The sequence below is a fragment of the Ensifer sesbaniae genome (genome assembly GCF_013283665.1).
Lineage (GTDB): Bacteria > Pseudomonadota > Alphaproteobacteria > Rhizobiales > Rhizobiaceae > Ensifer > Ensifer sesbaniae.
The window spans coordinates 59,868-74,661 of record NZ_JABEKU010000004.1; the positions used below are offsets into that span (position 1 = coordinate 59,868).

Genomic DNA, 14,794 nt, shown 5'->3' on the forward strand with positions numbered 1-14,794 from the left:
CATTCTTCTGGTCCCATAATGGGAGGGCCACGCAGGCCGATCCCGGAGAGAAGCGCGATACTGCGAAGACATCAATCACCATAGCTACGGACAGTCAGAAGGTGCTTGACCTCACCACGCCGAATAGAGAAGACAACCCCATCAAATTAAGTGTCACGCCAACTCATGGAAATCACTCATGCAGCTGTCTCGTAATTAAAGGGTCTTCCTCACTTTGTGTGGTGGCGATTTTGGTCGAGAGGCAGCATGCGTGCCCTGAGCAGCTCCGGTCCAGCTCTGCCATACATCGTACGCTTGATTGTCTTCAGGCGGTTGATTTGGCCTTCCGCCTGGCTGTTACTCCACGGCAGTTCGATGGCGTTGTAGACGGCGTCAAGATCGCGGTGCAGGACGCGTGCGAACCGCGCAATTGCGACCAGACCGGAGTTAACGGCATCGTCAATCCAGCTGTCGAGCTTGCCCGGATCGCGGCTGCGAAAGATGCCGCGGAAGCGCATAGCAAGGCTGCGCATTGAAGTGAACTCAGGCGAGCCCTGTTTCAAGGCATCGACCCTTCTCGCCTGGCTGATCGTCAGCATGCTTCGCGGCTTCATGCAGAGGGCAGCTGCGACTATCGGCGAGATCACAGCGCCGGTCTCCGGATCGCGTATCGGGACAGCATCGCGGCCTGGTTGATGCCAGCTTGCGAGAAGCCGCTCGAGATTCGAGAAACTGCCCGTGTAGCCGCGCTGTTTGATATCGTAGAACAGATGCCGTCCACAGCGATTGCCATCTCTCCAGCACTGGGCAAGAAACGCCTCGAAATACAAGGGGGATGTAGGCTTCAACGCCGCCTTCTGTCGGTCGGGTGGCGTGTCGAAAGTCAGCCATTTCGCGATGCTGCGCCGGCCTTAGCCGGTGCGACGTGCGATCTCCGAATAGGACAGACCTTCCTCATTCAAAGCATGCACGTATCGAACACCACCTGCCGTGATTGTTGATGAGCGTGACGCCGGCGGCGGTGCGTTGCGTTAACGTGCGGATCCTGAATTAGAACGATTTGCGCGCTCCCGATACTTTTACCCGGCAGCAATGCTCGTCCAGTGGCGCGGCCGGAATCTGCTCCTCAATTGCGACCCGCAAATTCTGCATGAGATGAACCGATCAGCGACTTGACGCGCTTGCGGCGCACCCTCGCGAGCCAGCTTGTGCGTACAGCCCGCATCGGTGTCGGCTCACGATCTCGACAGAAGGTGCCGCTCCAGCCATCGCGCAACACTCGCAACGCTCCGGTCGCCAAGTATGTCGACAATCAAACGGCGCTCCAGGTCGACGATCACCGTGCCGTAGGGCCACGATCGCCGCCAGCTCCAATCATCTATGCCAACGACCCGGATCGCGGCGTCGCAATGATTGAGCGCGGCATCCCGCTTCAGCTGCCGTGTCGTCGCTGACCGGCATGCCGAGCCGTCGCATCAAGCGCTCGCCGGGACGGCCGCCGGCGCTATGGCCGAGCAGACCGACAATTTCGGAGACTCTTTGTCCGGCGCGCATAAGGGGAAGCAATCGTCGGCAGTCGGTCGGTGAATGTTTGTCGTTCACATTTTTGATGCGCGCACCGCCAGCGGCTCAACCGAAGCTTCACCGTTACGGTCTTGCCCTGGACCGGCAGATCTTGAAGGCTGCGGTTGGACCAGCCATGCCGATTTCGGGTCCGCCGTCCGCAATCAGGGCAAATGCCGAAGGCTGGTCCGGCAGCGGAAACAACCCAACCATCATCATTTGTGAGCGCGACACCCAGAACTTTTGCCCCTGGGCCGGGCGACCATTTTCGTTTTCGGTTGCATGCCCGCCCATAGCGGCATCATGTCTAACGGGGAGTGAACCATACAAATTGAGGATGACCCCGATTAAGTGCCAAGCGACACGCGTCTTTAATATGCAGAGGACGCTGATCCGCTGGATGGCGGCCCAAGGGTACCGCAGCTTCGCCGATCTCGACCGCGATGGCAGCGATAGGTTCTTGGCGGCGATGGCGCAGCGTCCTGGCAGCAAGCCGGGCAAGGCGCTGTCGGCCATGACCCTGCAACACTACGCAAATTTGCTGACGCTTCTGTATCTCCAAGGATCGAAGTTCCCGGAAGTGGCAATTGATGATCCATTCCCAGGGACTGTGCCGCCGTTCGTTCGGCGTGACCGAGGCTGGCTTCCCTATACGCCGGACGCGGTCGCCGTGCCATTGGTCTCGGCGGCCTTGCGGCTGATCGAACAGCCGGCGGACGAAGTCATCGCTTTGCAAACGCAGGCGCAGGTTGCGTATGACGATGCCCTTGCCAGGGGCATCAGCCAGACGAAGGCCGGGTTCGTCGCGACCGACGCGATCAGGGAGTTTACCTTCTCGACCCTGTCCGGAGAGGAATCTCCATGGCATGAAGCGCCTGTCACCAGCACTAAGCAGGTGCGGTATCTTGCAGATCGCATCTACGACGCCTGCTTTGTCGTGATCGCTTATCTGGTCGGCGCCCGCGTCTCGGAGATCCTTGGCCTTCAGGTCGGCTGCATCGAACAGCATTCCTCCGGCGACGGCAGCGAGAGCTTCGCCTACCTTGCCGGGCGATTTACAAGACGGCGCGTGGCATCGATGGCGAAAGCCCATCGCTGGGTTGCTTCGGCGCCCGTCGAGCGGGCCGTCTTGGTCATCGAGCAACTGACCGCCCGTCTGCGGGCGCAAAGCGGGCGATCCGAACTGTTCCTAGTAATGGCCAGCACGGGGTTGGTCGGTCCGGCCGCCCGCATCAACCTGCCGATCGTCTCGACCATCATACGGCGGCTCAACGATCTGTTCGCGCCGTTCATCGGCCTGCCGGACCACGAGGGGGAACCCTGGCATCTGAACACCCATCAGGGCCGAAAGACCTTCGCGCGCTTGTCGGCATGCGCGACCGCACCGGCTCGCATGCGCTTCAGGCGCACTTCGGTCATGTGACCCGGGCCATGACCGATCGTGGCTATGTCGGAACCGACTTCGCGCTCGACGATCTGATCGACCGGCACACACAAGAGGAAACCCGCGCCGCCCTGGAAGAGGTACTGACGGCGACGACGCTCGCCGGCAAGGGCGGCCGCATGATCGCCGCTCGCTCGCAGTTCCGCGGGCGCACACGCGACGGCGCCGTCCAGGCTTATGTCCGTTTCCTGATGGAAGAAACTGACCTCCGCCTCGGGGTCTGCGACTGGGGCTATTGTGTCTACCGCGTCGAAACGGCTGCCTGCTTCGGCGACGAGAAAGGACCCAACCCCGCGCTGCGGACTGAAAGCACGTGTCTCACCTGCGCCAACTTTGCAGTCACGGCCCGGCATCGACCGGTCTGGCAGGCGCGCCGCGACCGCAATGCCGATCTTCTCGCTCACCCCGGGCTGGATCCGGTCAGCCGCAGGGTTGCGGAAACACGGATCGCCGAATGCGATCGCATCCTTGGCGAACTCGATCATGGAAAGGATGGTCGCGATGGCGCGTAAATTGAGTAAAACACCGGCGCTGACGCCGCAGGAAAAACGCCTGAGCAACACCGACCGCAAGCTGCGGGAGGCTCTGGAGCGCCTGGTGAAGGGACTGCCCATACACCCGGACCTGCAAAAGCGATCCTACCGTCTGACCATTGCCACGCTCGCACGGGAGGCGCGTGTCGGCCGCAATGCCATCTACACCGATCATCGCTCGATGATCGATGAATTGCGTCGCGCTAGCGATCGCAAGATCGTGCCCGAGAAGCTGGCAGCCTGGGAAGACAAACTCGCCCAGCAGCGCGCTCTGATCCAGGTCTTGCAGATTGAGGAGCGGCGTATGGTGACGGAAAATGCCGTCCTGCTGAAGCGCATCCTCGAAGCCGAAACGGAGGTTGAGCGGCAGAAACGTCATAATGCCCGCCTTGTTGCCGAACGCGATCGCGGCATGAAACCCGTTCCCATCCCGCGCGGACCAAAATCCTGATCGCGATCACGAGTACTTTGTGTCGCCACACTCAACAATTGCTGGCCCATCCATTGCGTGCGACCATTATGCCCGGCATGATCCCGATATGCTCGACCCGTTTGACCCAGATAGCTTCATCGTGCGCGCCGAGGTTCATATCCTCGACATCGATCCCGAGATCAGCCGCACTCTCGAACTGCCAATCACTCTCAACCTCGCCCAACTCCACGAAGTGCTGCAGGCTGCCTTCGGCTGGACCGACAGTCATCTGCATCAGTTCAACATCGGCGGTCTGATCTACGGCGCCCCGGAGTTCGATGAGGACGGTCTGTCCGACAGCCGGATCTTTGAGGCGACCGAGGTCAGAATGATCGACCTTCACTTCCCGTACGACCGCGACGAAAGCGCTCTGACGATCCTCTACGAATACGACTTCGGCGATAATTGGCGTCATCTGCTGCGTCTGGAGCGCGTCGCCCGCGAGGAAGGTGTGCAATATCCCCGCTGCATTGCCGGCAAACGGTCCGGGCCTCCAGAAGATGTTGGAGGAGCTTCAGGTTATGCCGACTTTCTCGACGCCTGGCTCGATCCTGAGCATGATGAGCACAAAGCCATGCGGCGATGGGTAGGCCGCAAGTTCCATCCGGAAACTTGCAATCTCGATGACATCAATAAGGCGATTGCCAAGGCCATGCGCGTATCAAAGGGCAACTATCGCTTCCGTCGCGAAAGTGCCTGATTGACGGCCCCAAGAGGGTTGCGGAGCCAAAGATACACTCGAAATACCGGTCAGAGCTGAAAAGTCCCCACAATCAGTATCTTCCAGCTAAAAGGACACTTGACGCATAACCTAAGAAATGCATCCGCTCGATCAGTTCCGGGCATTTCAGACCCTCCACCTCCAGGGCCTCGCCGAGGAGGAAATCGCTGCGCGCTACTTCGTCTCGGTTTCAACGGTGCGTCAGCGCCTGCGGCTCGCTTCGGTATGCAACAACGCTCCAATCAGTCCGGACGACAAAGTTGTAGATCACCTTTCCAGGCGTATCCGCGACATCGCGTTCGAAGTGAACCGCTTGCTGTCGCTCACCCTGAAGCGTCACTCGCGGAAAGATAATGGATGCGGCCTACCAATACTTGTAGGTGACTCGGAAGTTTTTTCGATCGACACTGTCTAATGCGTCGAAAGGGAAAAGCAGCGATTTATTACGGGATCGGCGGCGATTATACAGTGAATAACATGTTGAACTTACTAAAAGGGAGCATCATCATGTCTCAGAAGTTTATCCAGTGGCGACAGAACACCAGCCTTGGCTTGGGCGTTAATGACGCAATGGTCGGCGCCGCGGCGGGCCTCTACCCACTGACGGGATCCGGTGTGACACTTGTCTGGAATATCGACCTGAGCAAGAACGTGATACTGCTCGATCAAGGCGGGCAAACCTTGGCCCTCGACTACAAGGCTGGCAAAGTAGCTCCGGAGGTGCCGCTCGTGCTCTCTGTCTATAACGGTGCCCCGACAAAATCTCAGCAGTGGAGCTTCACAGCACGTCCCGGGTACATTACTTCCATTGCGAACACGTCTCTGGTAGTCGACAATCAAGGTCGAGGCACAGAGCCCGGAAATCCCGTTCAAGCCTTTGGCTTCAACGGCTCGGTCGCGCAGCAGTGGGTTGCCAAGGATCCGTTCGAGTTCCTGCGCTCTGCCTAGGGGGCCGAGACAGCAGTGTGGCGGACCGTTGGCTGCTAAGGCCGAAACGAAAGCCTCAGAGTCGGACTCGAAAAGTGATTCGACGATAGCAATATCTTGCAAGCCGCCTCGTGAGCATGCGGGGCGATCATGATCCAGGCCTGGGCTGAAGCGATGGATTTCTCGAAGTCTTTCGCCAGCCTGCGGCATCGCCCCAGCCATGCAAATGTGCGCTCGACAACCCAGCGGCGGGGTAGGATCTCAAACGCCTTGCTCTTGTCGGAGCGCTTGATGTACGCAGGCGCTCAGTTCGCGGCGCATGCGGCGGAATTGCCGGGTACGGGCATAACGGCCGGCGCGCACCGCCGCTGCTTTCGCCAGACGCGTGTAGCTCGCCGCAGCGCGATGCCATGCTTCCTGGCGTGACGGACAGCATCTGCAGAGCCTCAGATACAGCCTGCTGTCGGTCGGATGAGCGATCGCTTTCGGTTACACCGTCGTGTCGACATTGATCCGCTCCGAAGATTCCGGCCTGACCGTTCCCGTCTGAAGCGCCGCCTCGATGCTGGCCTTCAGGAACTCCTCCAGCCCCTGCAGCCCGATCCGCTTGCGCCAGCGCGTCATCGTGCTCGCGTCGATCGGCGCTTCGTGCTGGAAAAACTCAAGCCGCAGAAAAACTGCCAGTACGGACGGATTCTCCACCCTCGACCACCTCCTCGTCCGACAGGTCGTGAACATGCTTCAGGTAATGCAGCTGTCAACGACAAACGTTCACCCACCGACTGCCGACGATCGCTTCCCCTTGTGCGCGCCGGACAAGGAGGGTCTAGGAGGTTGTCAGTCTGCTCGGCCATAGTGCAGGCGGCGGTCCTGGCGAGCGCTTGATGCGAAGGCTCAGCATGCCTGTCAGCGACGACACGATCCTGCGGCAGCTGAAGCGGGATGCCGCGCTCGCGCATTGCGATGCCAGAGCTGGCGGCGGTCCTGGCGCTGCGGCACGGTGATCGTCGACCTGGAGCGTCGTTCGGTTCTCGATATCCTTTAATGACGGGAGCGTGGCGAGTGCCGCGCAATGGCTGGAACGGCACCCTTCTGTCGAGATCGTGAGCCGAGACCGATGCGGGCTTTAAGCACTCACTTATTATCCATTAGTCTAGTTTTTGAGACATGTAGATGTATTGTAAGCGCGTAGGTTACCCCACGTATCTTTGAGGCCGCTGAACGCGCATTCTCTGCATGAGTCATGCGGAGAAACCTATGAGCGACAGTGTGAATCAACATCGAACATTCGAGGTCCTGACGGCGGAGCCGGTGCAGTCTCGACGCAAGCCGCGTCATTGGACGGATGAAGAGAAGGCACAGCTTGTCGCCGACGCGCTCTCGCCGGGGGCCAATGTGTCGGCGATTGCGCGGTCTCAGGGACTGGACCCGTCGCAACTCTATGCGTGGCGCCGCAAGGCGCTTTCGTCGGGAATGGTTGCGCCATTGACGGAGGGATCAAGCGCGCCAGTCAAGTTCACGCGCTTTGAAGCGGTGGGCAGCTCGATGGTGGAAATCGTTGTGGGCGATGTCGTGGTGCGCGCCGGCGTCCATGTTGATCCCGATCACCTGACCACGATTCTCCGGGTGGTCCGCATGTCGCTTGGCACTTAAATTTGAGAATGCGGCTGTTTCAGCTGGGTTTGGCATTTAAAACGGGTCATCCTCACTTTCTGTGGTGATGAATATTGTTGAGCGGTAGCATGCGTGCTCTGAGGAGTTCCGGGCCTGCTCTGCCATACATCGCGCGTTTGATCGTCTTCAGGCGGTTGATCTGGCCTTCTGCCTGGCCGTTGCTCCAGGGCAATTCGATGGCGTTGCGGACGGCGCCGATGTCACGGTGCAAGACCCGCGCGAACCGGACCATCGTGGCGAGCCCGGAGCTGATGGCATCGTCGATCCAGATGTCGAGCTTGCTCGATTCACCGCTCCGGAGAATGCCGCGAAATCGCATGGCAAGGCTGCGCATCAGGGCAAACTCATGGGATCCCTGCTTCAGGGCGTCCACCTTGCTAGCCTGATTGATCGTCAGCATGCTTCGCGGCTTCATGCAGAGGGCAGCTGCGACTATCGGCGAGATCACAGCGCCGGTCTCCGGATCGCGTATCGGGACAGCATCGCGGCCTGGTTGATGCGATATGATCGTAGCAGGCGACCCGCTGTCCTTGACCGACCTCTCCGGGCGGCGCCAGCTTGCGAGAAGCCGCTCGAGATTCGAGAAACTGCCCGTGTAGCCGCGCTGTTTGATATCGTAGAACAGATGCCGTCCACAGCGATTGCCATCTCTCCAGCACTGGGCAAGAAACGCCTCGAAATACAAGGGGGATGTAGGCTTCAACGCCGCCTTCTGTCGGTCGGGTGGCGTGTCGAAAGTCAGCCATTTCGCGATGCTGCGCCGGCCTTAGCCGGTGCGACGTGCGATCTCCGAATAGGACAGACCCTCCTTGCGCAAGGCGTGCACAGTCTCGAACACTACCTGCCCTGATTGTCGATGAGCGTGACGCACCCGGCGCCGATGCGTTGCGTCAACGTGCGGATCATCCTGAATCAGATCGACTTGCGCGCTCCCGATATTTTTATCCGGCAGCAATGCTCGTCCCGTGGCGCGGCCGGAAAGGCTCATCTGCTCCTCAATTGCGACCCGCAGATTCTGCATGAGATGGAACCGATCAGCCACCTGACGCGCTTGCGGCGCACCCTCGCGAGCAGCTTGCGCGTAAAGCCCGCATCGGTCTCGGCTCACGATTTCGACAGAAGGGTGCCGCTCCAGCCATCGCGCGGCACTCGCCACGCTCCGGTCGTCAAGGATATCGACAACCGAACGGCGCTCCAGGTCGACGATCACCGTGCGGTAGCGCCAGGATCGCCGCCAGCTCCAGTCATCTATGCCAACGACCCGGATCGTGGCGTCGCAATCAGCGAGCGCGGCATCCCGCTTCAGCTGCCGCAGGATTGTGTCGTCGCTGACCGGCATGCCGAGCCTTCGCATCAAGCGCTCGCCAGGACGGCCGCCGGCACTATGGCCGAGCAGACTGACAATCTCCGAGACCCTCCTTGTCCGGCGCGCATAAGGGGAAGCAATCGTCGGCAGTCGGTCGATGAACGTTTGGCGTTGGCAGTTCTGATGTGCGCACCGCCAGCGGCTCAACCGAAGCTTCACCGTTACGGTCTTGCCCTGGACGGGCAGATCTTGAAGGCTTCGGTTGGACCAGCCATGCGGATTTCGGGTCCGCCGTCCGCAATCTGGGCAAATGCCGAAGGCAGGTCCGGCAGCGGAAACAACCCAACTGTCATCATCTGTGAGCGCGACACCCAGAACTTTGATCCCTGGGCCGGGCAACCATTTCGTTTTCGTTTGCATGCCCGCCCATAGCGGCATCATGTCTAACGGTGAGTGAACCACACAAAGTGAGGATGACCCTGATTAAGTGCAAAACGACAGCTGGCCTAATCCATCGCAAGGACAGCGCCAACGGCAAGCGCTACGCCCGCAAGGACGAGAGCGGCGCGATCGAGGAGGCGTTCGGCTTCAGCCTGGCGCCGCTGCTCGCGCGCGCCGAGGAACTAGCGCACGCCGCACAACAGGTTGCCGCCGAGCGTAAGCGCTTCCGCATCACCAAAGAAGCGTTGTCGATCTGCCGGCGCGACGTCCGCAAGCTGATCAGCGCCGCGATGGAGGAGGGGGCTGCCGGCGACTGGGGACGCATCGAGGAGATATTCCTCGGCCTGACCGGGCGCATCCCCCGCACGCCGACGGTCGTCGATCTACAGCAAACCCTCGAGGAAATGGAGATGCTCCGCGAGGAAATCATCAACCGACTGGAAATCCGGGAAAATTCCGAAAATATGGACAGCTATGCTGTTCAAAACGAACGCCACATACAGAATTCAAATACCGAATCCAGCAATGAACTTGAACCGGGCTTTAGAAAGGAGCCGGGGGCGAAGACGAGCCAGGACATCCGGCCGACTAGCAAGCCGATAAAGGCGTTTCCGTTGGGTATGGTGCTGAAGGCCTGCCCAGCGATCAATGATTATGGGCCGGGCGGCGCTGTTGGAAGCTGGCGCGACCTGATGTCGGCGGCAATCGTCGTTCGATCGATCTGGGGGTCAGCCCATCGGCCTACCAGGAGGCCTGCGAGACGCTCGGGGCGCATTCCGCCGCGGCGGTCATGGCTTGTATCCTCGAAAGGGGAGGGCACATAAGCAACGCCGGCGGTTATCTGCGCGATCTGACGCGAAAGGCCCAGCGCGGCGAGTTTTCACTCGGGCCGATGTTGATGGCGCTGATGCGAGTAAACGGCGTTCGCAGGGCCTCGTAGCCATAGATGCGGTTTTCGCGATACAACCCAGCTTGAAGCGGGAGGTGCCCCACGTGGAGCAAATAGAATGGCTTGAAATTCTAAAATCCTATCAGACAGTCGCTGTTGGCTTCGTTGGTTTCGTCGGTGTCATTCTCACGATGATTGGCAATGCTTGGTTCGCGAGACGGCGGGACGATCGATTGCGTAGAAGCGAGGCGGATTCTGTTGCTGCGGCGCTTTACGGTGAGATCATTGCGCTACGTCGCGATATAGCTGACGTTTCGGACTATGTGGCTCGAGTGGAGATGGCGGGTTACGATCACCCATATATGAAGTTCGACAAGCATTTCCTTGAGCGCAGCAATCTGCCGGAGCCACTGTTGTACAGGTCACTGGCCCCGAGGCTAGGTATGCTGTCGCCTGATCTTCTCCTGCCCATTATCGAGTTCTACGGAAACTTGGACAGGATGCGTGCGTGGCTACCAAGGTTGGTGCCGGACAAAGAGCGCGCTATCACTTATTCCCCCACCACTGTCCTCAGGCCGGCAAGGGACGCGGTCTTTGGAGTGGTGCCAGCACTGAGAACGATCGAGCGGCAATTAATGCTCACGGCTCGCGCCGGTGACCCAAAATTCGTCCGGGCTGAAGCCATTATTGAAACGGAAGAGGCTAATTCAGAGTCGAATAGGTGAGTGAGATACTGTGCGCGGAGCAGAAGGACAGCTGATGCAAGAATTTGAGACCAATGTTGTTTTCACCTGTCCGCGATGCGGCGAGGTGAGCCGCACGGTCGTGCCGGTTCCAGAGCCGGATTGGACCAGTGCAGAGAATCCATCGGAACTGTATTCGGAGGATCAGACGGAAGTCGTCTGCAGCGAGTGCAGCATAACGCTCGAGGCCTATGTCTACAATTCCGCTGGCGTTTGTACGGTGAGCCTTAACGAATATCCGAACACGCCGGTCGAGGCAGACCATGCCCATTTTTCGCCGGAAGAGGACGATTGGTTCGCAGCGGAAATCGCCGAGGATCCACTCGACGTTTTTATGGACTCCCATCACCAGATCGGCGACTTTCTGGCTGACCACGGCCATGAATCTGACGGTGCGCATCTGGTGAACAGAATGCTCTTTGTTCAACAAGTCAGTGCGCTTGAAGCCTACCTGGCCGACACCTTGATCAAGGCCGCTGTCGAAAAGCACGGGGTGCTCGCGAAGCTGATTGAGGGCGATCGCGAACTCAGCGCGCAAAAATTTACTCTGGCCGAGATCGCGAGCTCTCCGAACCTGGTGGAGGAAAAGGTGACAGCATATCTAAGATCGATCGTCTATCATAACCTGGCGCGAGTGGATGCGCTCTATAGCATAGCATTCGGCCTCCGGATTCTCGACGAGAGACCGAGAAATGCGCTACTGATGGAAGCTATAGGGCATCGGCACGATTGCGTCCACCGCAACGGACGCGACAAGGACGGTAACCTTTTGACCGTCTTCACCAAGGATTACATCGCTCGGATCGGCGCAGCGATGAGACAGCTCGTGAAGAGTATAGACGACGCAGTGTGGGGCGCTCCGCTTCTCTTTCTAGGCGATGATCGGTTTTAACCTTCTGAGATTATGTGCTTTTGACAGCTAAACGGAAACAATCCACTGCGCTCTTTCACCCCCCTAATGGCCTGATCGATGCTGCATTCCTGGGCGGCCATCACCAGAGGGATACCCGTGTTCTCAAAGGGGCACGGGCTCATCAACTCGGCCGGCGGCTGTTTGCGCGATCTGACGCGCAAGGCGGAGCGCGGCGAGTTTTCGCCCGGTCCAATGTTGATGGCACCGATGCGCCCGAATGCTCCGACCAGGCCATGCATTGTGACGATCCCTTGTTGCCTCCGATCGAGCGATCCGGATGTTTGGCGCGGCCTGCTCCGTGTCGTTGTTCTGGCGTAGCTGTTAAGCTAAATGCAACGATTTCATGGTTAAAAATCGGTAAACGGAAGTGAGGTGGCTTCTCGCTTCCGCTGATTTTGCACAGTTCGGCATCGATAACTGACGAGTATCGATAGTGACGGATTTCGACTCCCGTGAAGCCTCTCCATTGCGAAATCCTCACCCGTCCGGCCCACTGCGCTCCTATAGGGCGCCGAGCGGAAAGCGGGGAGGCATGGCTGGTGAAATGAGCCCGGTGATTCCGAGTTCTTTGTGGTCACCCGCTTCGTCCGGTTACTGGCTTGTGCGCGCAGACTGCCGAGGCTGACCTGACACAAAGGACCGCGGCCTGGGCCAGAACATCTGGACGGTCGCCTTTTCCGGCTTCTCCACTTCATGAGGAGAGCGCGCGGGAGCTGGACGCCATTCCGTGGTGCGCACGTGAGCAACGAGGCAGCCGCCGGCGGCCCTCGCGTGCCCGTGATCGGTGCAGTGTCGACGGATTCCATTAGTCGGACTTTTCAATCGCCGAGAATTCGGCTTAATGCTCGAGAAAGTCGGAGGGGGTGGGCGATGAATTTACAAATGCAGCCGCAGCAGGAGACCGCTCGCGAGAAACTTCTAAAAGATATGAAGCGAACGAAGGGGGTCCGCTTCAATGCCTCAATACGTATCGAGGAAACCGAGCGAAAACGAACTTCCAGTACCGCTTATGCATCTGCGGCAGTTGTTGTTCTCACGCTTTTGCCGGTGTTTTTTCCAATGCCCCAGTGGGTGGAAAATGCGATTGCATTGACCACCGTCGGTTTTTCAATCTTTATCCTCGCGTCGTCATTGCTCCAATCAGCGAACGCAGGCCCCGTTAAGGCAGACCAACTTCATCGCTGCGCCCTAGAGGTGAATTCTCTAAGACGGGAGCTGTTGGCCAAACCACACGATGATGCCGAGTCGCTTTGGAGCTTCTCCAGCCGTTACGACGAGATCCTCAGGCGCTACAATGTCAACCACGACACTGTAGATTATGACAAATACAGACTTGAGCACCCTGATGAGTTTCCGTCCGTTGCTGCAGAGGACACCGCATCCGCCCGCAAGGCTATTAGTCGAACCGACCATGCGCTGAACATCTTCATGACGACCGTTGTTACAATTACCACAGGCTTAACTGCATTGGCTGTAGGTTCGCCGCTCTTTTCAGACATAATCAACGGCGTCTTGAGGTCGTTTGGCTTGCAATGAGTCAGCCGCCCGGCCACGTCGTCATTGTCGAACTTTTACTTTGAGAGCTTGCAGTATTCGTCGATCGTCGCGCCACCTTTAATTGGCAGGTGCCTCTAAATCCCGCACGACCGCGTTCTTCACCGGAGGAAAGCCCAAGGGCAACGTGAGCGCTGGCGTATAAGACCGATCTCGTCCGCCATCGAAATCGAACTCGTACAGGCGAACTGAGCCGAGAACCGTCTGGCGCTGGCCAAGAAAGAAGGTGAACGCGTTGGGCGCGGCGATGAACAGGTGCATGAGGCCTGCGCAATCGGCCCTTGCGATACGGGCAGCACTGGTCGCCGCGTCAGCGAGCTCGAATGCGTGGCGACCGCAAGCGACCGACAGGGCGCCAGAGCCTGTGCTCGGTTTCAAGATCAATAGCCGTCCCACGTTGGGAAGCTTGGCGTTGCAGTACCGGCGCACGTCAGCCGAAACGTCATGCGTCAGGCCGAGTGCGACAGCAAGGTCAGGCTGATCCGGACGAAGCTCTACGGTTTCCACGGCGAGGGTCGGCCAGCTTGGATCGGAGATCATATCGTCGGCTGCCCAGATGCGTCGGCCCGTGCTCCGCTGCTCCAGTTCGACTTGGCGGCCAGACTTGATGTTGATAATCGAACCTGCGGCGAAGGCGAGTGTGATGTGAGCATCGAGTGCAAGCCGTAGCCGCGGCTGATCCTTTGCCGCCGCGAGAAGGAAAGACCGGAGCGCAGGGTACAGCGCGGTCTCCCAATCGCTATCACTGCGAATGTGGCGTTGGTCAAAGGACGGGATCAGGTCAAGGACGGTGTGACACCGCTCCTCGAGCCGGTCGAAGGCATGCTCGAATGACTTCACACCATAAACACGCGGCCCGCCTTGAGCCGGGCCCAGCAGGTCCTCGCGCGCGCAGACCGTGCGGAAGCCTGCACGGTCGAACTCGAGGCGCCCTTGCGCCATCCATTGAAAGACGACGTCATCATAGGGGAACGCGCTCTGGTTCGCGGGTATTCGACGCAACCCGACCAAGCCGAACAGGATGTCCAGGTGATCGCGGATCGCATCGAGCGTGTCTGTGGCCTCGCCGAAGGCGAGTGTGCGTGCCAGGAGCCGAAGCTCTGTTTCGTCAATGCCGAGGTGCTCCCGCCAGGCCTTACGCACTGTGCCCGCCTTGCTGTTGTCCGTCACGGAGCCATAGAGCCGCTCAAGCCGCATTGCGCCGGAGCGGTTGCCCACCATCTCACGCAGTGGATCGTTGCGATCAAGCCGCCAGTTGGTCACCAGCTTGAACCTGACGCCACTCCCCTCGGGGGCATAGGCGAGCTGCGCCTCGCGCGCCCGCTGCAGGAGGGAGCGTGCATTAGCGTTGATAAATCCCGGATCCACGAGATGCGCGTACCCATAGCTGTCAGGCGTCACGTGCCATTTGCACTGCATATGCTCGCGCCGCAGCGGGTCGCCGTACTGGTCGACCGCGGTCCGTGCTGGGTCGTACTCGACCCAGATATCATCGAAGCTCTTCGGCCCCGTCTCGAAGCCTACTCGTATGACCGGGCTTTCGGGATCGAGCAGGCGGGCCGCGTGCCACCAGAAGAGACGCGCCTGAAAGGTATCGCCGTCGCGCCGGACGGTCACCGCCTGCGTCATGACCAC

The 14,794-nt window shown here is 59.3% G+C and carries 13 protein-coding genes and 6 pseudogenes; 13 read left to right on the forward strand and 6 right to left on the reverse strand.

Annotated elements, in window-relative coordinates:
* Nucleotides 1–209 precede the first annotated feature (209 nt).
* Both BHMPCIPO_RS34010 and BHMPCIPO_RS34015 read right to left on the reverse strand, forming a co-directional pair.
* Nucleotides 210–593, reverse strand: coding sequence for a transposase (locus BHMPCIPO_RS34010; RefSeq protein WP_446661677.1), 384 nt, complete (start codon nucleotides 591–593; stop codon nucleotides 210–212).
* 890 nt (nucleotides 594–1,483) lie between these two features.
* Entirely contained in the window at nucleotides 1,484–1,780 is a 297-nt protein-coding gene (locus BHMPCIPO_RS34015; RefSeq protein ID WP_446661678.1) for a transposase family protein, read from the reverse strand.
* A 93-nt stretch (nucleotides 1,781–1,873) separates the two neighbouring features.
* On the opposite strand from BHMPCIPO_RS34015, the gene BHMPCIPO_RS31360 reads away from it, so the two are divergent.
* From BHMPCIPO_RS31360 to BHMPCIPO_RS31385, 6 genes are all read left to right on the forward strand, one after another.
* Nucleotides 1,874–2,965, forward strand: coding sequence for a site-specific integrase (locus tag BHMPCIPO_RS31360; protein ID WP_173520677.1), 1,092 nt, complete (start codon nucleotides 1,874–1,876; stop codon nucleotides 2,963–2,965).
* 8 nt (nucleotides 2,966–2,973) lie between these two features.
* On the forward strand, nucleotides 2,974–3,498 hold the full coding sequence (locus BHMPCIPO_RS31365; RefSeq protein ID WP_173520707.1) for a hypothetical protein: 525 nt from the start codon (nucleotides 2,974–2,976) through the stop codon (nucleotides 3,496–3,498).
* The gene (locus tag BHMPCIPO_RS31370) at nucleotides 3,488–3,970 is read left to right on the forward strand and encodes a hypothetical protein (protein ID WP_173520708.1); all 483 of its coding nucleotides are present in this window, start codon (nucleotides 3,488–3,490) and stop codon (nucleotides 3,968–3,970) included. Before BHMPCIPO_RS31365 ends, BHMPCIPO_RS31370 begins: the two co-directional genes overlap by 11 nt.
* A gap of 88 nt (nucleotides 3,971–4,058) precedes the next feature.
* Complete coding sequence (locus BHMPCIPO_RS31375; protein ID WP_173520709.1) at nucleotides 4,059–4,691, forward strand: plasmid pRiA4b ORF-3 family protein; 633 nt, start codon at nucleotides 4,059–4,061, stop codon at nucleotides 4,689–4,691.
* A gap of 118 nt (nucleotides 4,692–4,809) precedes the next feature.
* Entirely contained in the window at nucleotides 4,810–5,127 is a 318-nt protein-coding gene (locus tag BHMPCIPO_RS31380; RefSeq protein ID WP_173520678.1) for a hypothetical protein, read from the forward strand.
* Nucleotides 5,128–5,219: 92 nt separating this feature from the next.
* A complete protein-coding gene (locus BHMPCIPO_RS31385; protein WP_173520710.1) occupies nucleotides 5,220–5,660 on the forward strand; it encodes an RICIN domain-containing protein in 441 nt (146 codons plus the stop codon).
* Between the two features lie 55 nt (nucleotides 5,661–5,715).
* On the opposite strand, the pseudogene BHMPCIPO_RS31390 reads toward BHMPCIPO_RS31385, so the two are convergent.
* Nucleotides 5,716–5,932 (reverse strand): annotated as a pseudogene (locus BHMPCIPO_RS31390) (transposase); the annotation flags it as partial.
* A gap of 13 nt (nucleotides 5,933–5,945) precedes the next feature.
* Nucleotides 5,946–6,393, reverse strand: a pseudogene (locus BHMPCIPO_RS31395) (transposase); the annotation flags it as partial.
* A 1-nt stretch (nucleotide 6,394) separates the two neighbouring features.
* Between BHMPCIPO_RS31395 and BHMPCIPO_RS31400 the strand changes: the two are divergent.
* Together BHMPCIPO_RS31400 and BHMPCIPO_RS31405 are read left to right on the forward strand one after the other, a co-directional pair.
* Nucleotides 6,395–6,766: pseudogene (locus tag BHMPCIPO_RS31400) on the forward strand (ISL3 family transposase); the annotation flags it as partial.
* 130 nt (nucleotides 6,767–6,896) lie between these two features.
* Nucleotides 6,897–7,292 (forward strand): transposase, encoded by a 396-nt coding sequence (locus BHMPCIPO_RS31405; RefSeq protein WP_173520711.1) that lies wholly within the window; start codon nucleotides 6,897–6,899, stop codon nucleotides 7,290–7,292.
* 52 nt (nucleotides 7,293–7,344) lie between these two features.
* On the opposite strand, the pseudogene BHMPCIPO_RS31410 reads toward BHMPCIPO_RS31405, so the two are convergent.
* Nucleotides 7,345–9,039 (reverse strand): annotated as a pseudogene (locus BHMPCIPO_RS31410) (ISL3 family transposase).
* A gap of 80 nt (nucleotides 9,040–9,119) precedes the next feature.
* Between BHMPCIPO_RS31410 and repC (BHMPCIPO_RS31415) the strand changes: the two are divergent.
* The 5 genes and pseudogenes from repC (BHMPCIPO_RS31415) to BHMPCIPO_RS31435 form a co-directional block, all read left to right on the forward strand.
* Nucleotides 9,120–10,000 (forward strand): annotated as a pseudogene (repC, locus tag BHMPCIPO_RS31415) (plasmid replication protein RepC); the annotation flags it as partial.
* 53 nt (nucleotides 10,001–10,053) lie between these two features.
* Nucleotides 10,054–10,674 carry a hypothetical protein gene (locus BHMPCIPO_RS31420; protein ID WP_173520712.1) on the forward strand — a complete coding sequence of 207 codons (621 nt, stop codon included), beginning with the start codon at nucleotides 10,054–10,056 and terminating at the stop codon, nucleotides 10,672–10,674.
* A gap of 34 nt (nucleotides 10,675–10,708) precedes the next feature.
* Nucleotides 10,709–11,584, forward strand: coding sequence for a hypothetical protein (locus tag BHMPCIPO_RS31425; protein ID WP_173520713.1), 876 nt, complete (start codon nucleotides 10,709–10,711; stop codon nucleotides 11,582–11,584).
* A gap of 117 nt (nucleotides 11,585–11,701) precedes the next feature.
* Nucleotides 11,702–11,833 (forward strand): annotated as a pseudogene (repC, locus tag BHMPCIPO_RS33930) (replication initiation protein RepC); the annotation flags it as partial.
* A 642-nt stretch (nucleotides 11,834–12,475) separates the two neighbouring features.
* Nucleotides 12,476–13,141: an SLATT domain-containing protein gene (locus tag BHMPCIPO_RS31435; protein ID WP_173520714.1), complete on the forward strand. Its 666-nt coding sequence runs from the start codon at nucleotides 12,476–12,478 to the stop codon at nucleotides 13,139–13,141.
* Nucleotides 13,142–13,219: 78 nt separating this feature from the next.
* Here the strand turns inward: BHMPCIPO_RS31435 and BHMPCIPO_RS31440 are convergent, their stop codons facing one another.
* Nucleotides 13,220–14,788 carry an SAVED domain-containing protein gene (locus BHMPCIPO_RS31440; RefSeq protein WP_173520715.1) on the reverse strand — a complete coding sequence of 523 codons (1,569 nt, stop codon included), beginning with the start codon at nucleotides 14,786–14,788 and terminating at the stop codon, nucleotides 13,220–13,222.
* Nucleotides 14,789–14,794: the final 6 nt, after the last annotated feature.